Below are 21573 nucleotides of genomic sequence, written 5' to 3'. Positions count from 1 at the left end.
AGGTTGGAAATGTGAGTGACAGATAGAACCGGTGCACAATTGCGATAAGGTGTTTCACCATTTCCGGTTTTCGAGGTCCAATGTCTGAAGTGGACTGGCTCAGCCATCTCTTGCAAATCATCACCGTCACCGGCCAGCTCGAGGTCCGCTGCGCCTACGGTGCGCCGTGGCGCGTTGCCTGGAGCAAGGCTGCCGCCAACGAAATTCCCTACCACGTCATAGTCAAGGGCCGGGCCATTTTGGAGGATCCGGACACGAGAGCAGCAAGGGAGCTGGTGAGTGGAGATATTGTGCTGCTGCCTCACGGCGCGGCGCATGTACTGCACGACGGCAGCGGGCAAACACCAATCCCTACCCAGCAACGCCGGGGGGCTGCCGGATGGACGCTGAGCGAGAACGATGGCCGGGGCGAGCAACTGGATCTGCTGTGCGGGCGATTTTTTATCGCGCCGCCCCATGATCGGCTGGTCCGCAACTACCTGCCTGCGGATCTGGTGGCGCGGTCCATGGACGGCGATGAAGAAAACGGCATCGGCTCCGCCTCCAGCCAACTGGCCGGTCTGGTGAGGCTGATGCGACTGGAGTCCGTCGGTGACAGAGCCGGAGGACGCGCCATTCTCAACGCGCTTTCTTCGGCCCTGTTCACACTGGTGCTGCGCGCGGCGAGCCAATCCGGGAAAGCCCCCGAAGGCTTGTTGGCCCTGGCCGGCAATCCACGACTTGCTCCAGCCATTTCCGCGATGTTCGCCGATGCGGCACGGCCTTGGAAACTGCCCGATCTGGCCGATTTGTGCGGGATGTCGCGCGCTACGTTCATGCGCCAGTTTCAGGACAAGCTGGGTCGCTCCGCTCTCGATTTGTTGACCGATCTGCGCATGAGCCTGGCCGCCAACGAGTTGAAGAAGCCGGCGATCAGCACCGAGGCCGTGGCCGAGACCGTTGGATATCAATCCGTTTCGGCATTCCGGCGTGTCTTCGCCGAAAGGATGGGAATGACGCCGGGGGAGTGGCGGCGGCTGACGCACAAGGGCGAGTAAGACCGCGACCTGGAGTCGGGAAGGCAAAGTTTGATCCTTTCACGCATTAGATTGAGCCAATTCAGTCTCGAAATAATCACTCCTCCTCGTAAATTAGGCTCCGCAATCACTTGATAAGGGAGCCATCCAATGAACTGCCTCGCCACCACCGGACCCGCAACCCGCGTAGCCGCCGAAAGCCTCGGGGAGACCGGGAAGAGCGAAAACGCATTCGCGACGAATGCCGTCATCGAAACGATCCTGAGCCGCAGTGCCGCCAAGTACTACGACCCTGCTGCCACCTTGAGCGACGACCAGATCCGCGACCTGGTGCGTATCGGCACGTCCGCGCCAACCTCCTTCCACCTGCAGAACTGGCGCTTCATTGCCGTACGCTCGGCAGAAGCCAAGGCGCGGCTGCGTCCGATCGCCTGGAACCAGCCCGCGATCACCGAAGCGGCCGTGGCTTTCATCATCATCGGCAGGCTGGCCGATGCCAGCACCGTCCCCGACCGTCTGGCGCCCGTGGTGGAAGCCGGTATCATGCCGGCGCAGCTGGTGCCGGAATGGGAGATCCCCGCTCGCGGTCTGTATGACGATCAGCCGCAGCGCCAGCGCGACGAAGCCGTGCGCTCGGCGACCTTCGGCACCGCGGCGATCATCTATGCGGCCCGTTCGCTGGGCCTGGGTTCGACGCCGATGATCGGTTTCGACGCCGAGGCGGTGCACCGCGAGTTCGGCCTGGCCGAAGACGAAGTGCCGGTCATGCTGCTGACCGTAGGGCCGGAGCGAGCCGGCAACTGGCCGCAGAAGCCGCGCATGCCGGTGGCCGATGTGCTGGACTTTGCATAATCGCCAGCCAAGTCAAGATCTTACGGAGGCTACAAAGGCAAGAACTGCGTGAGAGATCGAAAAGTCCTTCCACGCCCGTAAATTACCCCGAACCAACAAATGTCTGAGGAGACAATTCCCATGAAAGCGATCGTAGTGACGGACCAAGCCGCAGGAACGGCCGGGATGAAGCTGGTGGAGCGGCCCGAGCCGCAGGCAGCGATAAACGATGTCGTCGTACAGGTTCATGCGGCGGGATTCGTCAACACCGAACTGGAGTGGCCCTCGACCTGGGCCGATCGAGCCTTCCGCGACCGGACGCCGTCGATCCTCGGCCATGAGCTGGCCGGTGTGGTCACTGCGCTCGGCTACGGCACCACGGGGCTTTCAATCGGTCAGCGGGTGTTCGGCATCGCGGACTGGCATCGCGACGGCACCCTTGCCGAGTATATAGCCATCGAGGCTCGCAACCTCGCGCCATTGCCGGGCGACGTCGAGTTCACGGTGGGCGCGAGCCTGCCGATCTCGGGCCTGACCGCGTGGCAGGGACTGTTTCAGCATGGCCGCCTTCAGGCGGGGCAGAGCGTCCTTGCGCATGGTGCGGCCGGCGCCGTCGGGTCGATGGTGACGCAGCTCGCACGAGAGGCCGGCGCCTACGTCATCGGTACCGGACGCTCTGCCGACCGTCAGAAGGCGCTCGATTTCGGCGCGAATGAATTCGTCGACCTCGAGAACGACGCCCTGGAAGACGTGCGCGGCATCGATCTGGTGTTCGATGTCATTGGCGGCGACATCCAGAAACGGTCCGCGGCGCTGATCCGAGCCGGAGGTACACTGGTGACCGTCGTCGGACCGACCGACGCGCGGCCCGTGGATGGCCTGGCGGTCGACTTCGTCGTCGAGTCCGATCGTGCCCAGCTGAGCGAGATCGTCCAGCGGGTACGGGACGGACGGCTGCGGACGAACATCGGCAAAGTCGCGACCCTCGATGAAGCGATCGCCGCCTTCAACTCGACCGAGCGGCGCGCGGGGAAAACGGTCATCCGTGTTCGCCCGTGAGGATTTGGGGGAGAGAGGACGGTTCCTCCCTCCCCGATTTCGTCTAGGAGGGCGGCCCCGGATAGGTTGCGAGCGGCGAGACCTGATGTCTGGCTCGCCGGCTTAGGTGTCGCATTCTGTTGGGCCGCCGACCGCCGACCGGCAGACACACTCGGAATGGTGATTTCGAGGCCGGACGAAGATGTTCGTCTCGCTATTCCAGATACGGCGTCAGCACATCTTCGATCCATTTCATGAATGCGCGGACTCGGCGCGACAGATTGCTGCGATGCGCGACGACGAAGGACACGGGGATCGCCCGGCGACGCAAATCGGGCATGACCTCCACCAGCGCTCCACTTTTCAAGTATTGGCCAATCCCCAGGAGTGGCGCCTGAATCAGGCCAAGGCCGGCGACGGCAGCAGCATCGTAGGTCTGCGCGCTGTTGACGTGTAGCGCGCCTGGCAAGCGAAGCGTCGCGTAGCTGTCGCCGTCCGGATATTCCCATCCATGGGGCCTCGCGCCCAGCATCGTCGAAAAATGAATTGTCCGATGTCCCTGGCGCCGGAGATCGTCCAGCGATCGAGGGATGCCATAGCGCGCCAAATAGGCGGGACTGGCGGCGTTGACCATGCGCAACAGGCCCAACGGGCGGGCAATCAGCGTCTCGTCCCCGATGGGACCAAGCCGCAACACGCAGTCAAACCCCTCTTGAACCAGATCGACTTGCCGATCGGTACTCGACACCTCCATCTCCAACTCGGGGTGAGCCGCCATGAAATCCGGCAAGGCCGGGACGATCGTCGTGCGCGCCACTTCGGTCGGAAGATCGACCCGTAAACGCCCGCGAAGCGCCACGCGATCGCCTGCGAACATCGAGTGCAGATCATCGACTTCAGCAAGCAGATCGCGGGCACGGGCATGAAATGCGCGCCCGTCCTCCGTCAACCGCACGCTGCGCGTCGTGCGGTGCAGGAGCCTGACACCGACATCTTCTTCCAGTTTCCGGACCGCCGTCGAGGCCCTCCCCTTTTGGATGCCCAGGCTATCGGCCGCGCGGGTGAAGCTCCCCATTTCCGCTACCGTTATGAAAATGAGGACGGGTTCGAGATTCTGCATCTTCGTGCCTCGTATTGTTTTCTAGAATGAGAACAGTTGGTTCATTTCCTCGGTGTTTATCACACTCAGGAGGCACAGTAAGTTTCGGACATGGGATCTCCCCATCAGAGAACGACAAATGTCCGAAACCATGAACCAGCGCCAGACAGCCGAAACCATGACCTTGCATCGCGCCCTGTGGGCCGGCCGGATCATGAGCGCGTTTGTCGTCATCGTCCTGATGGCAGACGGCGCCATTCAGGTTTTCGCGCCGGCACAGATCGCGAGCATGTTGCAGGAAACCGGGTTCGCGATGGACCTGACCCGTGTCGTGGGTCCAATCATCCTCGCCTGCGCCATCCTTTACGCCATTCCGGCCACAGCCGTCCTCGGCGCGATCCTGGTGACGGGCTTTTTGGGTGGTGCCATCTGCGCCCATGTCCGCATCGGTGAGTTGGGGTCGCCGCCGGAGATCATTTCGCTGCTTCTGGGCGCGCTGACATGGGGCGGCCTCTATCTGCGCGATCCCCGAGTCCGGGCCATTCTACCGCTCATCCATTGAACCAACCGGGGCAGTGCCCCGTCCCTCAACATCAGGAGAAAACACATGTTTCTAGTAACGGGAATCACGGGAAAAGTTGGTGGCGCAACGGCAAGGCATTTGCTGGCGCAAGGCAAGAAGGTGCGCGCGCTGGTCCGCGACCGCGAGAAGGCGGTTAACTGGGCGAACCAGGGCGTGGAGCTGGTTGATGGCGATTGGAATGATCCGGCAGCCATCGAGCGAGCGCTCAAAGGCGTCGAAGGCGCGTTCGTCATGTTGCCCCCTGTCTGGGCGCCGTCGCCCGATTACAAGGAAGCAAAGGGCGTGATTGCAAACTATGTCGAGGCGCTCACCAAGGCAGCGCCGCCGCGAGTGGTTGCGCTTTCGTCGATGGGTGCGAACCGAACCAGCGGGCACGGGGTGATCGCGGCCTTGTCGCTTCTGGAGCAAGGGTTTCGCGAACTGAAATCGCCAGTCGCATTTGTGCGCGCCGGCGGTTTCTTCGAAAACTTCCTCTACGGCTTGCAGGTTGCGCAGGGCGGAACGCTACCGGTCTACTACAATCCGACAAACCGGAAATCGACCATGGTCGCAACGAACGACATAGGCGCGGCGGTCGCAACCCTTCTGGCCGGACCGGCGTGGTCAGGGCGGCGCGTCATCGAGCTTGGTTCCATGGTCACCGCGGATGACCTCGCGGGGCAGTTAGGCGAAGTCCTGAATCGCGACGTGAAAGCCTTTGCGATCCCGCGCGCAGGGTGGGCGGAAGCCTTCGAGCAATTCGGCATCCCGAAAGGCCGCTCCGGACCTGCCGAAGAAATGTTCGAAGCCGTGAATGCAGGGTGGATGGACCTCGGAGTCGAGGGAACGGAGCACGTAGCGGGTACGACGTCCGCGCGCGATGTATTCGAGGCTGCACAGAACGCCGCCAAGGCGTAAGTCCGGGAGAGACGGAGACTTCCCGCTTCTGCGTTGGACGCGGCGCGGGAAGTCTCAACATTCAAAGTAACGTGAAGCACTCCCCCCTGACTTTTCGTATCTCCGGGAGGATTTAGTCGTTTCTGTTTCCTGCTGCATGCATGCGGTGGTGGGTACGTGACGCGTGTCCCAGTATTCACGGTCCACGCGCCCTTGATGACGATAAGGAGAAAACGCCAGATGCCCGTCCGTGATTCAGATCGTGCCGATCACGTTGACTAGAGTTTGGGCATCGGCGGCAACTCGCCAAGGGGAGCGCCGAACCAGCGTTCGTTGATTTTAGACAGCTCGCCATTCTTTTCGATCTCGGCAATAAATGTGTTCGCGTATTCCTGCAGCGCCGTATTGGACTTGCTGAATGCCATGCCGTTCGCCTGGGACTTCAGCGTAATCTTCGGCTCGATCTCCATTTTCGGATAGTCTTTGGTGAGTTGCGCCAGGATGGTGTTGGAAGCGCCGAGCGCCTGCACTTGTCCGGAAATGAGCGCCTGCAGTGCAGTGGCGTCGTCGTCGAAGCGCTTGATTTCTGTCCCCTGCGGGGCCATCGCCGTAATAGCTGTATCCTGCGTCGATGCGCGCGCGACGCCGATGCTGACGGATTTGAGATCTTCCGGACCTTTAACCTTCAGACTTTTCGGGGCAAGCACATAGATCGTCAGCGCGGAATAGGGTTTGGAAAACAGCACCTGCTTAGCTCGCTCGGCTGTGATGCCGAAGGTAGCGATCAGCACGTCGATCTTATTGGTCAAAAGATAGGGAATGCGGTTGGGGCCAGTGACGGGAACAAGCTCTAGTTTCACGCCGAGCGATTTCGCCAGAAGCGCTGCGACATCGGCGTCGTAGCCCGCAGGCTGCTGGTTGGCATCGGTGCCGCCAAACGGCGGATAGTCGACTAGAACGCCAACTCGGAGGGTGCCGCTTTGCTTGATTTCGTCGGGAGTTGCGGCGCTGGCTGTGCCAGTGCTCAGAAACGCCGTGGTTATGCCGGCGGCGAAGAGTGTGGCGAAACCGCGTCGCGTGATCGAGTTCAAGATCGTCATACACATTTCTCCCAGGATGTTAGTTTCGACTGCTCTGCGATCCGCGTTTGCCGTTTCAGCGTCCGGCGACGCCAAGCTTACGCTCCATGCGTCTGCTGTAGGCCGACAGCGGCCAGCAAACGACAAAATAGGCCAGTGCCACAAGCCCGAAAATCGTGAATGGATGAAAGGTTGCATTGTTCACTACCTGCGCAGCGCGCGTCAGTTCGACGAAACCGATGATGGAAGCAAGCGAAGTCCCTTTGATGAGCTGTACCAAAAAGCCGACGGTTGGAGGAATGGCGATCCGTACAGCCTGCGGTGCGATGACCAGCATCATTCTCGGCCAGTAACGCAGCCCCAGAGCCGTCGCGGCTTCAGATTGGCCCCCCGGGACGACCTCGATGGCGCCCCGCCATATTTCGCCTAAGAAGGCGCTGGCGTGGAGCGACAGGCCAAGCGCAGCCGCCGTCCAGGGATCGACGGAGATACCGAAGATGCCGGGCGCGAAGAAGGCGAGGAAAAGCTGCATCAGAAGCGGTGTGCCCTGAAAGACCTTGATGTAGCCAGAGACGAGCATTCGCAGCCACGGGAACTCGCCGGTACGCGCGAGTGCGACAAGCACGCCACCGATGGAACCGCCTATAAAAGCGATGATCGACAGAAGCAGCGTCCAGCGGACAGCGCCGATAATATAGAGAATGTCGCCGGAACTAAGTTCGCGCACGGTCGCCTCCTATTGCCGCGCCGGCTTGCGCAGCAGGGCTCTCTCGATTGCGCCAAACACGCCCCAGAAGAACAGGGACATGACGAAGTACATACAGGTGATGACGAAATACACCTCGAACGAGCGGAAAGTCCGCGACTGGATGTCGCCGGCGGCGGCCGTCAATTCGGTAGCGGCAATAGCCGAACAGACGCTGGAATTCAGTAGGAGCAGGATGAACTGACTGGTGAGCGAAGGATAGATCGCCTGGATCGCGGGTTTGAGTACGATGAGGCGGAAAATCTGCAGCGGCTTCAGGCCGAGCGCCCGGCCTGCCTCGATCTGTCCCTTGCCTATACTTTCAATGCCGGCGCGGATGATCTCGATGCCGTAGGCGCCGACATTGACGACCAGCGCTATCACCGCCGCCGTATTGGAAGATAGACGAATGCCTAGCGACGGCAGGCCGAAGAAGATCATGAAAATCTGGATGAGGAAGGGTGTGTTCCGGATCAACTCGATATAGGCATCTATGACGATACGTAACGGCTTTGGGCCGGAGGTCTTGCCGAGCGCGCCGGCAACCGCAACGACCATGCCTATGGCCATTGCAAGACCGGACATGACAAGAGTATTGAGCGCGCCTTGTGCTAGCTCTGGCCATGCGGCAAAGACGTCCGCGAAATCAAACTCATAGCTCATCGTATATATCCATGTACAAGCTAATTTCGCAAACTACACATAGTCGTGCTCGACCTTGCGCCAGAGATTCGGCTCCGGCTAATTCCAAGCAGACTTCACGCCCGTCATGAATTCTTGGTACCGACCGGATCACTGATATCTACGTCGAAAATCTCATAAGCTGCCATTGAGGTCCCGATCCATCCATATGGACGTCCATCTCGTCATGGATTTGGGGCATTGTGTCCGTGTAAGTCAAATTGCGTGCCCGCAGTGGGTCGCCGGCGAAATGTCAGCTTTCTGGCTCATGCATCCTGTAGCCCGACTGACCACTCTCGGCCCCAAACGCGACATTTCACAATTGTCTTGGCAACCGCGCAGCCCAATCCGGCGCCCGGAAACGTTCTCACGCGGTCTTCTGCGTCACCAGCCCCAGTTCCTCCACCATCGCCTGGCGCATCAGGAATTTCTGCGCCTTGCCGGTCACCGTCATCGGCAATTCCGTGCGGAAGCGGATGTGACGCGGAACCTTGTAATGCGCGATCTGGCCGGCGCAGAAGGCCTTGATCTCCTGCTCGGTGGCGATCTGGCCGGGCTTGAGCACAATCCAGGCGCAGAGCTCCTCGCCATATTTGGCGTCGGGAATGCCGAACACCTGCACTTCCCTCACCTTGGGATGGCGGTAGAGGAACTCCTCGACCTCGCGCGGATAGACATTCTCGCCGCCGCGGATGACCATGTCCTTGACCCGGCCGACGATGTTGCAATAGCCCTCGGCGTCGATCGTGGCGAGGTCGCCCGTATGCATCCAGCCGTCGGCATCGATCGCCTCGCGGGTCTTGTCGTCGTCGTCCCAATAGCCCTTCATCACGGAATAGCCGCGCGTGCAGAGTTCGCCCGGCGCACCGACCGCGACGGTTGCGCCATCGGCATCGATGGCCTTGACCTCGACATGGGGATGAACGCGCCCGACGGTCGAGACGCGTTTTTCCAGGGGATCGTCGACGCTGCTCTGGAACGAGACCGGGCTGGTCTCGGTCATTCCGTAGGCGATGGTCACTTCGGACATATGCATCAACGACACCACCTTCTTCATCACCTCGATCGGGCATGGCGAGCCGGCCATGATGCCGGTGCGCAGGCTGGACAGGTCGAAGGCGGCGAAATCGGGATGGTCGAGCAGGCCGACGAACATGGTCGGCACGCCGTAGAGACCGGTGCAGCGCTCCTGCGCCACGGCGTTCAATGTCGCGCCGGCATCGAAGCCCTCGCCGGGAAAGACCATTGTCGCGCCCTTGGTGACGCAGCCCATCGTGCCCATCGACATGCCGAAGCAATGGTAGAGCGGCACGGGAATGCAAAGCCGGTCGTCGGCCGTCAACCTGATCGCCGAGGTGACGAAATTGCCGTTGTTGACGATGTTGTTGTGGGTCAGCGTCGCGCCCTTGGGCGCGCCCGTGGTTCCGCTGGTGAACTGGATGTTGATGGCGTCGTCCGGCTTCAGCCCTTCGGAGATGCGGTCGAGGCTGTCATGCTCGTCGCGCCCCGCCATCGCCAGCACGTCGGCGAAATTGAACATGCCTGGCGAGTTCTCCTCGCCCATGCGGATGACGATCCTGAGCGCCGGCAGCTTCTGCGCCTTGAGCTTGCCGGGTGTCGCCTTCGCGATCTCCGGCGCCAGCGCCTCGATCATGCCGAGATAATCCGAGCTCTTGAAACTGGCCGCGGTGACCAGAGCCTTGCAGCCGACCTTGTTCAGCGCATAGTCCAGCTCGGTGAGCCGATAGGCCGGGTTGATGTTGACCAGGATCAGGCCGATGCGGGCGGTGGCGAATTGCGTCACCAGCCATTCCCAGCGGTTGGGCGACCAGATGCCGACGCGATCGCCCTTTTCGAGGCCCAGCGCCAGGAAGCCGGCGGCCAGCGCGTCCACCGTGTCGGACAGCTCGCTCCAGGTGAAGCGCTTGTCCTGGCCGACGAAGACGGCGGCATCGAGCGTGGCGTATTTGACGGCCGTGTCGGAGAACAGCGCGGGGATGGTCTTGTCGAGCAGCGGCACGGCGCGCTCACCGGAGACATGCGCCTTGCCGTCGACGGGCGCGACAAAGACGCTGCCGGCGTACGCGCCGCGTCCGCGCAGATTGGTGGCGTTCTTCAGCTCGTCGAGATTGACCGGCATCGCTCTCTCCTCCCAGAACATCCGAGCCTATCAGCCTGCCGGGACGGTGGAAATCCCGCCGAAGGTAGGGCGGGCTTCGGAAGGCGGGCCGCGCCGCCTTCCAGGGTCGTGAGAATGGCGCAGAAACGAAAAACCCGCCTCGTCGGGCGGGTGGCGCAAATCATCACCATACCGATATTTGTAGCATAGTTGCCGGCACAAAGCAAGAACAAAATTTGTCCGCCGCCAGGCACGACGATCGCCGAGGCATGCTGGACGGGCTATGCCTTCACCGAGGCCATGCTCGCCGCTATGTCGCGCAGGATCGCCTCGTCGGCCGTGGAACGCACCTTTCGCGACGCGACAAGGCACGCCTGCGACCGCAGCACGACGCCGTCGGCCAGCACCTTGAGATGGTTGGCGCGCAGGGTCGAGCCCGTGGTGGTGATGTCGACGATGACGTCGGCAAGGCCGGCCGCCGGCGCGCCCTCGGTGGCGCCCAGGCTCTCGACGATGCGATAGACCTGGATGCCGTGCTTTTGCGAAAAGAATTGCTGGGTCAGCCGCCAGTATTTGGTGGCGATCCTGAGCCGCCTTCCGTGACGCTGGCGGAAATCGGCGGCGACATCATCGAGGTCGGCCATGGTCTCGACATCGAGCCAGATGTCGGGCACGGCCACCACGACATCGGCATGGCCGAAGCCGAGACGGGCGACGATCTCGGCGCGCGCCTCCCAGTCGGCGAGGTTCTCGCGCACGAGGTCCTCGCCGGTGATGCCGAGATCGACGGCCCCTTGCCCGATCTCGCCCGATATTTCGGAGGCGGACAGGAAAACGACTTCGACATTGTCCGTGCCTTCGACGCGGGCGTGATATTTGCGCTCGTCACCGGGCAGGCTGATGGCGAGGCCGGCTTTCGCCAGCACCTCCAGCGCCTGCTCCTTCAACCGGCCCTTGGACGGGATCGCCAGCGTGATCATCGCGCGTCCTCCCGCAATGCCTCGATGCGGTCGAGCCAGACCGAGAAGCCGACGCCGGGGATCGGCGTCTTTGCGCCGAGCAGCGTCAGCAGCCGGTCGTAACGACCGCCGCCGGCCAGCGGCCGGTCGGCATCCTGTGCCGCGATCTCGAAGACGAGGCCGGTGTAATAATCGAGCGGACGGCCGAAGGCGGCATCGTAGCGGATTCCTTGCGCCGGCAAGCCATGTGCCTCGATTGCCTTGGCGCGCGCCGCGAATTTTTCCAGCGCGGCACCCAGCGATAGGCCCGCGTCGGCGGCAAAGCTCTCCAGCGCCCGTGTCGCCGCGCCGAGCGGCACGTCGATCGCCAGAAAGGTCTTCAACGCCGCGAAGGCTTCGTCGGACAGCCGCACGCTGCGCAGCTCGGCCTTTTCGATCAGCCGCCGCGCGATATCGGCCGGCGCGCGTCCAGCCGAAGCCGACAGGCCGGCCTCTTCCATGCCGCCGGCTATATGCGCGGAGAGACCGTCCAGGTCACCGTCGAGCACGAGTGCCGCGACCGGGCCCGAGAGCTGGCTGTTGCGCGGCGGGTTGGCGAGATCGGCAAGGGCTGCCTCCAGCATCGGCGCCGAACCGAAGGCGCGGGCGAGCCGCATGCGCCAGCCGCGCGGCAGGCCGAGCGCCGCCAGCACCGCCTCGAAGACGGCCTGATCGCCGAGCGTGATCGCCAGCTTCTGGTCCGGCAACGCCAGGGACAGCAGCGCATGCGCATCGGCCACCGAACGGGCATCGGCCGCGGCCGTGTCGCGGTCGCCGAGATCCTCGATGCCGGCCTGGAAGAACTCGTTGCCGCCTTCGCGGCGCTGGCGGAACACCTCGCCCAGATAGGAGTAGCGACGCGGCGTGCCGGCCTGGCTGGCAATATGGTCGAGGCAGACGGGAATGGTGAATTCCGGCCGCAGGCAAAGCGTCTGCCCGGTCTCGCTTTCGGTCAGGAAAATGCGGCGGCGCAAATCCTCGCCGGCCATGTCGAGGAAGGGATCGGCCGGCTGCAGCACGGCCACTTCGACGGCGTGCGTGTCGCGGGCGGCGAAGAGGTTGGTGATGTCGGCGGAGATGGCGGGATAGCGGGTGGTCATTGATAGGTTGGGCGCGAGGCCCCCCCCTCTGTCCTGCCGGACATCTCCCCCTCAAGGGGGGAGATCGGCAGCTTGAGGCTTGGCGCCTCTTCAACGCTGGAGATTGGCGAAAGCCCAAACGACGTCCAATCTCCCCCCTTGAGGGGGAGATGGCCGGCAGGCCAGAGGGGGGCGCTCAAGCGCCATCCTTCGCATGATCGGAGGTCTGCGCCGCCAGGATTTTCTTCACCTGCGCAACCAGCTCGCCTTCCGCCACCGTGACCTGCGCCGGGCGTGCGGCGCGCCATTCGGCGTTGTCCGTGATCTCGGCCGACAGGCGCGCGCCTTCGATCAGGTCCTTGATCTGCAATTCGCCCTTGGCGCGCTCGTCGCCGCCCTGGATGACGGCCACCGGGCAGCCGCGGCGGTCGGCATATTTGAGCTGCGCCTTCATGCCGGCGCCGCCGAGATACATTTCGGAGCGGATGCCGGCGGCGCGAAGCTCTGCCACCATCTTCTGGTAGCGGCCGAGGCTTTCGGTGTCCCTGTCCATGACCAGCACGACGACCGGCGCGATCACGTCGGCGCTGTCGAGCTTGCCGAGGTTCTTCAGCGCCGTCATCAGCCTGGAAACGCCGATCGAAAAGCCGGTCGCCGGCACCGGTTCGCCGCGGAAGCGCGACACCAGCCCGTCATAGCGTCCGCCGCCGCCGACCGAACCGAAGCGCACGATCTGGCCGTCCTCGTTGGGGATCTCGGCCAGGAGCTCGGCCTCGAAGACCGGACCGGTGTAGTATTCGAGGCCGCGCACAACGGAGCGGTCCATGGCGACGCGATCTTCGCCGTATCCCGCCGCCCTGACCAGGGCCTCGATGGTCGCGAGTTCGCCAACGCCCTCCTGGTAGACGGCGTTCGCACTGACGCTGGCATCCTGGCCGGCCTGCGCATTTCGAGCGGTCGCCTGAAGAACCGCCTCGGCTTGCGTATCATCCAGCCCGGCGCCCTTGGCGAAGTCGCCCTCGCCTTCCTTGCCGCCGTCCCAGCGCCCCGGGCCAAGCAGTAGTCGGACGCCTTCCGGCCCGAGCTTGTCCAGCTTGTCGATAGCGCGCAGCACGGTAAGCCGGCGGCCGGCATTTTCTTCGCCGCCGAGGCCGATCGCCTCGAGCACGCCGTCCAGCACCTTGCGGTTGTTGACGCGGATGACGTAGTCGCCGCGCTTGATGCCGAGCGCTTCCATGACATCGGCCATCATCATCGCCATCTCGGCGTCGGCCGCGACGCCCGGCGTACCGATCGTGTCGGCGTCGAACTGCATGAACTGGCGGAAGCGGCCGGGACCGGGCTTCTCGTTGCGGAACACCCAGCCGGAACGATAGCTGCGATAGGGTTTTGGCAAGCGCTCGAAATTCTCGGCGACGAAACGCGCCGTCGGCGCGGTCAGGTCGTAGCGCAGCGACAGCCACTGGTCGTCGTCGTCCTGGAAGGAGAACACGCCTTCGTTCGGCCTGTCCTGGTCGGGCAGGAATTTTCCGAGCGCATCGGTGTATTCGATCAGCGGCTGGTCGGCCGGCTCGAAACCGTAGAGTTCGTAGACCGAGCGGATCGTCGCCATCATCTTCTCGACGGCGCGGATATCTTCGGCGCTGCGGTCGGCAAAACCGCGCGGCAGCCGCGCTTTCGTCTTTTCCGATTTGTCGGCCATGGGATTCGCCCGGTATTTCGTGTTGCTGAAAACTCAACAGCGTTGCGATTTTCGCAACGGGCGTGTCCTAACTGATGAGGCCGTATGCGGCAAGGCCGGCGGCGGACACGGTATCCATGCGTGCGAGGAGACACGCACGGGCGTTCGCTGAAACAAAAACGCACCGAAAATGAAACAATCCCGCCATCGGCGCGGCATCGTGCCGACATAATCGAGGCCGATACAGCGCACCGCAATGAAGGGGTCGGGACATGATCAGCGCGGTGGAATTTCAGGATAACAGGGATGCGGGCGACATGCCGGCACGCCTGCGCGCGGCAGATGTCCATGCCCCCAGGATGATCGGCCAGCCGGCCGGACCGTTCGAGGTTTCCGCCGATACCGGCAAGGGGCCTTCCATGCGCGATGCATTGGTGACCGGCCTGCTGGTGATCTATCCGACGGTCGCCACCGTGGTCGCGATCGTCGCCGGCCTGTTTCTGGGAAGTGCCAATGGCAGCTGAGGCTATCTCGGCCGTTTAAAAGCCTTCCGCTCCTTTTCGACCTGCTTGCGGCACACACATCCCTCGAGATGATCGTTGACCAGACCCATCGCCTGCATGAAGGCGTAGACCGTGGTCGGGCCGACGAAGGTCCAGCCGCGCTTCTTCAGGTCCTTGGAAATGCGGATCGAGACCGCCGTGGTCGGATTGGCGCGCAGATGGGCGAGGTCGACGACCTGCGGCCGTTCCTCCTTGCCGGGTTCGAACTTCCAGAACCAGGCAGCCAGCGAGCCAAATTCGTCCACCATTTCGCGGGCGCGTTTGGCATTGTTGATGGTCGAGACGATCTTGCCGCGATGGCGAATGATGCCGGCATCGCCGAGCAGGCGCTCGACATCCTTCTCGGTGAAGGCGGCGACCTTGTCGAAATCGAAGCCGGCGAAAGCGGCGCGAAAATTCTCCCGCTTGCGCAGGATGGTTAGCCAGGACAGGCCCGACTGGAACCCTTCGAGACAGATCTTCTCGAACAGCCGGCGGTCGTCCGCCACCGGGCGGCCCCATTCATGGTCATGGTAATGCAGATAGTCGGGCAGATTGCCGTGCCAGAAGCAGCGCGCGACACCGTCGGGGCCGGCGAGAAGGCCGGTTTTTTCATTGTCCATGGCGAGAATCCATTCGTTAACGCGCTGGTTGCGCTGCTTTACCTTGGCTTTACCAGATTCCTGAACGCGGCGGTAACCACACCGAAAGGTTTACTGACAGTTCCGCATTTTACACATTCCGATTCATGTTTCGGTTGCTGTTCCCGCGCCAATGATCGCTGAACCGGGAGGCCGTTTCCACCCGGTTTGTCAGACGATCAAGGTGCGTTCCCGATGAAGAGAGTTTTGTTTCCCGTGCTCGGCGCCGTGGCTGCGTTTGCTGCCGGCGTCACACCTTCCACGGCCGGAGACCGCTATGCCGACAGACCGCCGGTGATGGTGAGCCCCGACCTTTCCGCCCCCTGGGTGCTGCAGCTTGGCCACGCGCCGGGCATCGTGCGGCAGAACCGGCAGGTCACGCAGCAGCCGCGCCCGCGTTATGCGCAGCCGGCGCGGCCCGACCGCGTGCAGACGGCGGCCGTGCAGGCACCGGCCAAGCGCATGGTAATGCGCCCGCAGATCAACCCGATCTACCTGCCGCAGGAAGTCGCCTATGACGGCACGCAGAAGCCGGGCACCATCGTCATCGATACCCGCGAGAATTTCCTCTATCTGGTCGAGAAGAACGGCAAGGCGCGGCGCTATGGCGTCGGCACCGGCAAGCCCGGCTTCGAATGGTCGGGTACGCACAAGATCACCAACAAGCGCGAGTGGCCGGACTGGCGCCCGCCGGCCGCGATGATCAAGCGCGAGGCCGCCAAGGGGCGCTACCTGCCGACCTACCTGGCCGGCGGCATGGAGAACCCGCTCGGCGCGCGCGCGCTCTACCTCGGCAGTACGGAATATCGCATCCACGGCACCAACCAGCCCTGGACGATCGGCGGCGCCGTGTCGTCGGGCTGCATCCGCATGCGCAACGAGGATGTCGTCGACCTTTACGAACGGGTCAATGTCGGAACCACTGTCGAGGTGATATAATAGTTGCTGCGAATCACCCGATCCGGAAGCGCAGCGCTTCCCCGGATCGGAAGAAATAACGGGGGACGGGCCGTATGGGGATGCGGCCGGTCAGAAAGGGCGGCACGGGAAACCGTGCTGCCCTTTCCGTTTCGGGCGAAGCACTGCCGCGCCCGCACGTCGCGCAAAAGGCATGACGGTTCGCATTCGTGCTGCCATTGCCGCTGTTCTTTTGCTATGGCAAGGCAACGCTCAGGTCAGAAGAGTCCGATCATGTCACTGTCCGACGACAGCCGCTATCTCAAGGGCGGCCCGGTTGCCCGGCGCATCATCGCCGCCGTGCGCGAGGATGCGGCGATCGCGAGAGCCGAAGGTTTCCCGCCCAAGCTGGTGTCGATCACCGTCGGCGATACGGCGGCGGTGGATGTCTACGTACGCAACCAGCGCGCCAAGGCGGAGCTGGCGGGTATCGATTTCGAAGAACGGCGCTTTCCCGCCACCATTACCGCGGGCGAACTGGAAGCGGCGATCCACGGCCTGAACGCCGATCCGCGCGTTACCGGCATCATCATCCAGCGGCCGGTGCCGGCACATATCCCGATCAGGACGTTGCAGGCGGCGGTGCATCCGCTGAAGGACGTCGAAGGCATGCATCCGGCCTCGATCGGCAACATCGTCTACAACCAGCTCGATCTGGCGCCCTGCACGGCGGCCGCCTCGGTCGAACTGCTCAAGGAAACCGGCCTCGACCTCAAGGGCCTGGAAGTGGTGATCGTCGGCCACTCCGAGATCGTCGGCAAGCCGATCGCCTTCCTCTTGATGAGCGAGGGCGCGACGGTCACGGTCTGCCATCACATGACGCGCTCGGTCGCCGCGCATGCGCGCCGCGCCGATGCGCTGTTCGTCGCCGTCGGCAAGCCGCGCCTGATCAAGGCCGACATGGTAAAGCCAGGTGCTGCCGTCATCGATATCGGCATCAATTCCGAGACGCTCCCGGACGGTTCCACCCGTATCGTCGGCGACGTCGACACCGACAGCGTGAAGGACGTGGCCTCCTGGATCACGCCGGTGCCGGGCGGCGTCGGCCCGATTACCGTTGCGATCCTGCTGCGCAACACGATGGTGGCGCTCAGCCGCCAGCGCGCGCTCTACGAGGCGACCTACGGCACGATCGACAGGCTGGCGGCGGAGTAAGGGCGCAGGGGGGCGCCAGGCCCCCTCACCCAGCCTCCGCTTCGCTCGGCTGACCTCTCCCCGAGGGGAGAGGAGATTTCCCACAACTGCGCCAACCTCTTCTCCCCAGCGGGGAGAAGGTGGCCGCGAAGCGGCCGGATGAGGGGGCTGGCGCCTACGACCGTCTTATCGCTCCGCGGCAACGAGACCGGGTTCCGCGACACCTTCCGGCCTCGGCCCGCCATAGGCCCAGTCGAGCAGCTTGATCGTATGCACCACCGGCAGCTTCGCGGCGGATGCGATCTGCGTTATGCAGCCGATATTGCCGGTGGCGACGACCGAAGCGCCGGTAGCCTCGATGTTTTTCATCTTGCGGTCGCGCAGCCTGGCCGAAATATCCGGCTGCAGGATGTTGTAGGTTCCGGCCGAACCGCAGCACAAGTGCCCTTCGCGCGGCTCGCGCACGACGAAACCGGCTTTGGCCAGCAATTCCCGAGGCTGTCGGGTGATCTTCTGGCCGTGCTGCATCGAGCAGGCCGAATGATAGGCGACGACCGTGCCCGGCTTGCGCACCGGTTCGGGCAGGTCGATGGCGACCAGGTATTCGGTGATGTCCTTGGCCAGCGCGGAGACACGTGCAGCCTTTTCGGCGTAGGCCGGATCGAGCCGCAGCATGAAACCGTAATCCTTGATGGTCGTGCCGCAGCCCGACGCGGTGACGATGATGGCATCGATCCCGCCCTGTTCGATGGCGCGGGTCCAGGCATCGACATTTTGCCTTGCCGAAGCAAGGGCGGCTTGCTCGCGGCCCATGTGATGGACGAGCGCGCCGCAACAGCCCTCGCCCGGCGGCACCACGACCTCGACGCCAAGCCGCGTCAGCAACGAAATGGTCGTGTCGTTGATGGCGGGATCGAGCACCGATTGCGCGCAACCGGTGAGGATGGCGACGCGACCCCTCTTCGCCCCTTGCCCGGTATGGGTGCCCGGCGAAGTCATCGGCGATCCTCCCGGGATCGATTCCGGCGCGAGCTTGAGCATTGCGCCAAGCGGCTTCAATGCCGGGATCTTCTCGAACAGGCCGATGAACGGCTTGCCCAGTTTCGCCAGTTTGAGCGCGGCGCGAAAACGCCGGGGATAGGGCAGGACGAAGGCCAGCATGGCGCGGGTCAGGCGATCGAGCAGCGGCCGCCTATAGGTCTGCTGGATATGGGCGCGGGCATGGTCGACCAGATGCATGTAGTTGACGCCGGACGGGCAGGTGGTCATGCAGGCGAGGCAGGACAGGCAGCGATCGATATGGGTGACGATCTCCCTGTCGGCCGGGCGGCCGTTTTCCAGCATGTCCTTGATCAGGTAGATGCGCCCGCGCGGTGAATCGAGCTCGTTGCCCAGCGTCACATAGGTCGGGCAGGTGGCGGTGCAGAAGCCGCAATGCACGCATTTGCGCAGGATCTTCTCCGATTCCGCGACATGCGGATCGGCAAGCTGGGCAGATGAGAAATTGGTCTGCATCGCGTTCTAGTCCTAGGCCATGCGGCCGGGATTGAGAATGTTCTTGGGGTCGAATTCCTGCTTCAGCCGCTGGCTGAGCGCCGCCAGTGAGGGAGCCTGCGGCTCGAACACCGGCAAGGCGGCGCGGTGCGAAGGAGCCGCGCGCACCAACGTCGCATGGCCGCCGCCATGTTTTCTCAGAAGTCCGCGCAGCAGCGCCGCTTCGGGATCGCCCTGCTCCATGCGCAGCCATACCAGTCCGCCCTGCCAGTCATAGAAGGCGCTGACGGCGGCCTGCATGCGCAGCGTCAAAACCATCTGGTGCGCTTGGGCAGGCGCCATCGATACGCGCCAGACCGGTTTGTCGCTGTTGTCCGCGAAAGGCCTGCAATCGCGCACGTCACGCCACAGGGCGGCCGACGCTTCGCTGGAAATCTCCTCCAGTGGTCCGGCATCTCCGAGCAACGCCTTCAGCGCAGCGATGCGATAGGCGACGGAGGGGCCAAAACCCTCCACCCGCAGCAGCGTGGCCGCATCATTGCCGAGCACGCCTGCGGCAACCCGTGCGGCAATCCGCTCCGGCAGGTGCGCGGCGCTCGATACTTCCGCACTGGAGCCGAGCGCCAGGGCCATGGCCGCGGCGGCCGCATCGTCGAGCAGGCCGCGGACGGCGAGCGTAACCTCGGTCTCGGCCGACGGCAGCACCTTGAAGGTGACGTCGGTGAACACGGCCAGCGTGCCCCAACTGTTGGCCATCAGCTTGGACAAATCGTAACCGGTGACGTTCTTCACCACGCGGCCCCCGGATTTGAAAGCCTCGCCGCGCCCGGAAACCACGTGGATGCCCAGGATATGGTCGCGCGCCGCCCCCGCCTTCAGCCGGCGCGGGCCGGAGAGGTTCGCTGCAAGCGCACCACCAAGCGTGCCCTTGCCCGGCTCGCCGCCGAGCAGCGGGCCGTAATCCATCGGCTCGAAAGCGAGTTGCTGGCCGTTTTGAGCCAGCAGCGTCTCGATTTCGGCCAGCGGCGTGCCGGCCTTTGCCGACAGCACCAGTTCGGCCGGTTCATAGAGCGTCACCCCGGCGAGCTTCGACAGGTCGAGCGTGTGCTCGGTCTGCAGCGGACGGCCGATGCCGCGCTTGGAACCATGGCCGAGGATTTCGAGCGGCGAGCCTTCCGCCGCCGCCCAGGCGACGGTGGAGAGGACTTCGGCAGGGGTGGTGGGGGTGAAGGTGGTCATGGCGCCGATGCGCCACATGCAAATGCGGAGATGCCGCGTTCCTTCGCGCCCCCCTCTGTCCTGCCGGACATCTCCCCCTCAAGGGGGGAGATTGGCAGCTTCGTCGCTTCGCCCTTCCGCCAACGCTGGAGATTGGCGAAACCCGGCGCGGCATCCAATCTCCCCCCTTGAGGGGGAGATGTCCGGCAGGACAGAGGGGGGTGTTCACGCGCCAACATAGATCCCTCAAAACCTCGGAATATCCGGAAACGCTAACTCTCCGCGATGCACGTGCATTCGCCCGAGCTCCGCGCAGCGGCGAAGCTGCGGGAACACTTTTCCCGGGTTGAGCAGATGATTGGGATCGAAGGCGCATTTGACGCGCATCTGCTGGTCGAGGTCGACCTGGTTGAACATTTCCGGCATCAGGTCGCGCTTCTCGACCCCGACCCCATGTTCGCCGGTCAAGACGCCGCCGACCTTGACGCACAGTCGCAATATGTCCGCGCCGAAACTCTCGGCCTTGTCGAGTTCGCCCGGCACGTTGGCGTCATAGAGGATCAGCGGATGCAGATTGCCGTCGCCGGCATGGAAGACGTTGGCGACGCCAAGCCCGTATTTCTCGGAGAGCTCACGCATGCCGGCCAGCACGCGCGGCAGTTCCTTGCGCGGGATGGTGCCGTCCATGCAATAGTAGTCGGGCGAGATGCGGCCGACCGCGGGGAAGGCCGCCTTGCGCCCTGCCCAGAAGCTCAACCGCTCCTGCTCCGACTGCGAAATGCGGCAGGTGGTCGAACCGTTGCGGATGGCGATCGCCTCGACCGCGGTGATGAGATGATCGACCTCGACGCCCGGCCCATCGAGTTCGACGATCAGCAGCGCCTCCACATCCAGGGGGTATCCGGCATGGACGAAATCCTCCGCCGCATGGATCGCCGGGCGGTCCATCATCTCCATGCCGCCCGGAATGATGCCCGCGCCGATGATGTCGGCGACGCATTGGCCACCCTGCTCGCTGGTCGGGAAGCCGATCAGCAGCGCACGTGCCGTCTCCGGCTTCTTCAGAATGCGCACCGTGACTTCGGTGACGACGCCCAGCAGGCCTTCGGAGCCGGTCATGACGCCGAGCAGGTCATAGCCTTCCGCGTCCAGATGCCTGCCGCCGAGCCGCACCACCTCGCCGTTCATCAGCACCATCTCGATACCGAGCACATTGTTGGCGGTCAGGCCGTATTTGAGGCAGTGCACGCCGCCGGAATTCTCCGCGACATTGCCGCCGATCGAGCAGGCGATCTGGGAGGATGGATCGGGGGCGTAGTAAAAACCCTCCTGCTCGACGGCGGTGGTGATGCCGAGATTCGTGACGCCCGGCTGGGCGACGACGATGCGATTGGGGAAATCGATCTCGATAACGCGGTTGAAGCGGCTCATGACCAGGAGCACCGCGTCCTCCAGCGGCAGCGCGCCGCCCGACAGCGAGGTGCCGGAGCCGCGCGGCACGACACGGATGTTGCGGTCGTTGCAGTATTTCAGCACGCGCGAAACCTGCGCCACCGTTTCGGGCAGCACCACGACCAACGGCAATTGCCGGTAGGCGGTCAGGCCATCGCTTTCGAAGGCGCGCATTTCGTTGGTCGCGTCGACCACGCCCTCGCCCGGCACGATGATGCGCATGTCGGCGACGATCTCGCCGCGCCGGCGCATCGTGGCGTCGTCTGGCTTGGGCATGGCAAGGCCGGACATCGGCAGCCTCATCTCGCTT

Annotated in this window: 20 protein-coding genes; 8 read left to right on the top strand and 12 right to left on the bottom strand. The window is 63.6% G+C overall.

Translation table 11 applies throughout. The features are described from left to right. Window positions 1–80: 80 nt before the first annotated feature. From FJ964_RS22410 to FJ964_RS22400, 3 genes are all read left to right on the top strand, one after another. Complete coding sequence (locus tag FJ964_RS22410) at window positions 81–1037, top strand: AraC family transcriptional regulator (RefSeq protein WP_140552425.1); 957 nt, start codon at window positions 81–83, stop codon at window positions 1035–1037. Window positions 1038–1166: 129 nt separating this feature from the next. Then, a complete protein-coding gene (locus FJ964_RS22405) occupies window positions 1167–1868 on the top strand; it encodes a nitroreductase family protein (RefSeq protein ID WP_224660392.1) in 702 nt (233 codons plus the stop codon). A gap of 120 nt (window positions 1869–1988) precedes the next feature. Beyond that, window positions 1989–2906: an NADP-dependent oxidoreductase gene (locus FJ964_RS22400; RefSeq protein WP_140552424.1), complete on the top strand. Its 918-nt coding sequence runs from the start codon at window positions 1989–1991 to the stop codon at window positions 2904–2906. 193 nt (window positions 2907–3099) lie between these two features. Here FJ964_RS22400 and FJ964_RS22395 read toward each other — a convergent pair whose 3' ends face one another. Next, window positions 3100–4005, bottom strand: coding sequence for a LysR family transcriptional regulator (locus tag FJ964_RS22395; protein ID WP_140552423.1), 906 nt, complete (start codon window positions 4003–4005; stop codon window positions 3100–3102). A 118-nt stretch (window positions 4006–4123) separates the two neighbouring features. Here FJ964_RS22395 and FJ964_RS22390 point away from each other — a divergent pair, with 118 nt between their 5' ends. Both FJ964_RS22390 and FJ964_RS22385 read left to right on the top strand, forming a co-directional pair. Further along, window positions 4124–4546, top strand: a complete 423-nt coding sequence (locus FJ964_RS22390) for a DoxX family protein (RefSeq protein ID WP_140552422.1) — start codon at window positions 4124–4126, stop codon at window positions 4544–4546. A gap of 45 nt (window positions 4547–4591) precedes the next feature. Beyond that, entirely contained in the window at window positions 4592–5464 is an 873-nt protein-coding gene (locus FJ964_RS22385) for an NmrA family NAD(P)-binding protein (RefSeq protein WP_140552421.1), read from the top strand. 257 nt (window positions 5465–5721) lie between these two features. Here the strand turns inward: FJ964_RS22385 and FJ964_RS22380 are convergent, their stop codons facing one another. The 7 genes from FJ964_RS22380 to hisS all read right to left on the bottom strand — a co-directional run bounded on the left by FJ964_RS22380 (window position 5722) and on the right by hisS (window position 13846). Beyond that, window positions 5722–6543 carry a transporter substrate-binding domain-containing protein gene (locus FJ964_RS22380; RefSeq protein WP_140552420.1) on the bottom strand — a complete coding sequence of 274 codons (822 nt, stop codon included), beginning with the start codon at window positions 6541–6543 and terminating at the stop codon, window positions 5722–5724. Window positions 6544–6598: 55 nt separating this feature from the next. Beyond that, complete coding sequence (locus FJ964_RS22375) at window positions 6599–7249, bottom strand: amino acid ABC transporter permease (protein WP_140552419.1); 651 nt, start codon at window positions 7247–7249, stop codon at window positions 6599–6601. Window positions 7250–7258: 9 nt separating this feature from the next. Next, window positions 7259–7930: an amino acid ABC transporter permease gene (locus FJ964_RS22370; protein ID WP_140552418.1), complete on the bottom strand. Its 672-nt coding sequence runs from the start codon at window positions 7928–7930 to the stop codon at window positions 7259–7261. A 385-nt stretch (window positions 7931–8315) separates the two neighbouring features. After that, window positions 8316–10088, bottom strand: a complete 1773-nt coding sequence (locus FJ964_RS22365; protein ID WP_140552417.1) for an AMP-binding protein — start codon at window positions 10086–10088, stop codon at window positions 8316–8318. Between the two features lie 260 nt (window positions 10089–10348). Next, window positions 10349–11047, bottom strand: coding sequence for an ATP phosphoribosyltransferase (gene hisG / locus FJ964_RS22360; RefSeq protein WP_140552416.1), 699 nt, complete (start codon window positions 11045–11047; stop codon window positions 10349–10351). Further along, window positions 11044–12165 (bottom strand): ATP phosphoribosyltransferase regulatory subunit, encoded by a 1122-nt coding sequence (locus FJ964_RS22355; protein ID WP_140552415.1) that lies wholly within the window; start codon window positions 12163–12165, stop codon window positions 11044–11046. The genes hisG and FJ964_RS22355 overlap by 4 nt, the downstream gene beginning before the upstream one ends. A 175-nt stretch (window positions 12166–12340) precedes the next feature. After that, entirely contained in the window at window positions 12341–13846 is a 1506-nt protein-coding gene (gene hisS, locus FJ964_RS22345) for a histidine--tRNA ligase (RefSeq protein ID WP_140552413.1), read from the bottom strand. Between the two features lie 251 nt (window positions 13847–14097). Between hisS and FJ964_RS22340 the strand changes: the two genes are divergently transcribed. Next, a complete protein-coding gene (locus FJ964_RS22340) occupies window positions 14098–14349 on the top strand; it encodes a hypothetical protein (protein WP_140552412.1) in 252 nt (83 codons plus the stop codon). A gap of 2 nt (window positions 14350–14351) precedes the next feature. On the opposite strand, the gene FJ964_RS22335 is transcribed toward FJ964_RS22340, so the two are convergent. Beyond that, window positions 14352–14990, bottom strand: coding sequence for a DNA-3-methyladenine glycosylase I (locus FJ964_RS22335; RefSeq protein ID WP_140552411.1), 639 nt, complete (start codon window positions 14988–14990; stop codon window positions 14352–14354). 213 nt (window positions 14991–15203) lie between these two features. On the opposite strand from FJ964_RS22335, the gene FJ964_RS22330 reads away from it, so the two are divergent. Next, a complete protein-coding gene (locus FJ964_RS22330; RefSeq protein WP_140552410.1) occupies window positions 15204–15947 on the top strand; it encodes a L,D-transpeptidase in 744 nt (247 codons plus the stop codon). Window positions 15948–16199: 252 nt separating this feature from the next. Then, complete coding sequence (locus FJ964_RS22325) at window positions 16200–17120, top strand: bifunctional 5,10-methylenetetrahydrofolate dehydrogenase/5,10-methenyltetrahydrofolate cyclohydrolase (protein WP_140552409.1); 921 nt, start codon at window positions 16200–16202, stop codon at window positions 17118–17120. A 165-nt stretch (window positions 17121–17285) separates the two neighbouring features. Here the strand turns inward: FJ964_RS22325 and glcF are convergent, their stop codons facing one another. The 3 genes from glcF to FJ964_RS22305 form a co-directional block, all read right to left on the bottom strand. Beyond that, window positions 17286–18614 (bottom strand): glycolate oxidase subunit GlcF, encoded by a 1329-nt coding sequence (gene glcF, locus FJ964_RS22320; RefSeq protein WP_140552408.1) that lies wholly within the window; start codon window positions 18612–18614, stop codon window positions 17286–17288. A gap of 12 nt (window positions 18615–18626) precedes the next feature. Next, window positions 18627–19832, bottom strand: a complete 1206-nt coding sequence (gene glcE / locus FJ964_RS22315) for a glycolate oxidase subunit GlcE (protein WP_140552407.1) — start codon at window positions 19830–19832, stop codon at window positions 18627–18629. A gap of 225 nt (window positions 19833–20057) precedes the next feature. Next, window positions 20058–21554: an FAD-linked oxidase C-terminal domain-containing protein gene (locus FJ964_RS22305; RefSeq protein WP_140552406.1), complete on the bottom strand. Its 1497-nt coding sequence runs from the start codon at window positions 21552–21554 to the stop codon at window positions 20058–20060. Window positions 21555–21573 lie beyond the last annotated feature (19 nt).

The sequence above is a fragment of the Mesorhizobium sp. B2-3-2 genome (assembly GCF_006442295.1).
Lineage (GTDB): Bacteria > Pseudomonadota > Alphaproteobacteria > Rhizobiales > Rhizobiaceae > Mesorhizobium.
Note: the sequence above shows the minus strand (reverse complement) of the source record. Positions and strands in the feature narration are given on the sequence as shown.

What these genes read in the sequence shown, in the direction of transcription:
- FJ964_RS22410 (WP_140552425.1), top strand. Translation starts at nt 81, where the DNA reads ATGTCTGAAGTGGACTGGCTCAGCCATCTCTTGCAAATCATCACCGTC.
- FJ964_RS22405 (WP_224660392.1), top strand. Translation starts at nt 1,167, where the DNA reads ATGAACTGCCTCGCCACCACCGGACCCGCAACCCGCGTAGCCGCCGAA.
- FJ964_RS22400 (WP_140552424.1), top strand. Translation starts at nt 1,989, where the DNA reads ATGAAAGCGATCGTAGTGACGGACCAAGCCGCAGGAACGGCCGGGATG.
- FJ964_RS22395 (WP_140552423.1), bottom strand. Translation starts at nt 4,005, where the DNA reads ATGCAGAATCTCGAACCCGTCCTCATTTTCATAACGGTAGCGGAAATG.
- FJ964_RS22390 (WP_140552422.1), top strand. Translation starts at nt 4,124, where the DNA reads ATGTCCGAAACCATGAACCAGCGCCAGACAGCCGAAACCATGACCTTG.
- FJ964_RS22385 (WP_140552421.1), top strand. Translation starts at nt 4,592, where the DNA reads ATGTTTCTAGTAACGGGAATCACGGGAAAAGTTGGTGGCGCAACGGCA.
- FJ964_RS22380 (WP_140552420.1), bottom strand. Translation starts at nt 6,543, where the DNA reads ATGACGATCTTGAACTCGATCACGCGACGCGGTTTCGCCACACTCTTC.
- FJ964_RS22370 (WP_140552418.1), bottom strand. Translation starts at nt 7,930, where the DNA reads ATGAGCTATGAGTTTGATTTCGCGGACGTCTTTGCCGCATGGCCAGAG.
- FJ964_RS22365 (WP_140552417.1), bottom strand. Translation starts at nt 10,088, where the DNA reads ATGCCGGTCAATCTCGACGAGCTGAAGAACGCCACCAATCTGCGCGGA.
- hisG (WP_140552416.1), bottom strand. Translation starts at nt 11,047, where the DNA reads ATGATCACGCTGGCGATCCCGTCCAAGGGCCGGTTGAAGGAGCAGGCG.
- FJ964_RS22355 (WP_140552415.1), bottom strand. Translation starts at nt 12,165, where the DNA reads ATGACCACCCGCTATCCCGCCATCTCCGCCGACATCACCAACCTCTTC.
- hisS (WP_140552413.1), bottom strand. Translation starts at nt 13,846, where the DNA reads ATGGCCGACAAATCGGAAAAGACGAAAGCGCGGCTGCCGCGCGGTTTT.
- FJ964_RS22340 (WP_140552412.1), top strand. Translation starts at nt 14,098, where the DNA reads ATGATCAGCGCGGTGGAATTTCAGGATAACAGGGATGCGGGCGACATG.
- FJ964_RS22335 (WP_140552411.1), bottom strand. Translation starts at nt 14,990, where the DNA reads ATGGACAATGAAAAAACCGGCCTTCTCGCCGGCCCCGACGGTGTCGCG.
- FJ964_RS22330 (WP_140552410.1), top strand. Translation starts at nt 15,204, where the DNA reads ATGAAGAGAGTTTTGTTTCCCGTGCTCGGCGCCGTGGCTGCGTTTGCT.
- FJ964_RS22325 (WP_140552409.1), top strand. Translation starts at nt 16,200, where the DNA reads ATGTCACTGTCCGACGACAGCCGCTATCTCAAGGGCGGCCCGGTTGCC.
- glcF (WP_140552408.1), bottom strand. Translation starts at nt 18,614, where the DNA reads ATGCAGACCAATTTCTCATCTGCCCAGCTTGCCGATCCGCATGTCGCG.
- glcE (WP_140552407.1), bottom strand. Translation starts at nt 19,832, where the DNA reads ATGACCACCTTCACCCCCACCACCCCTGCCGAAGTCCTCTCCACCGTC.
- FJ964_RS22305 (WP_140552406.1), bottom strand. Translation starts at nt 21,554, where the DNA reads ATGTCCGGCCTTGCCATGCCCAAGCCAGACGACGCCACGATGCGCCGG.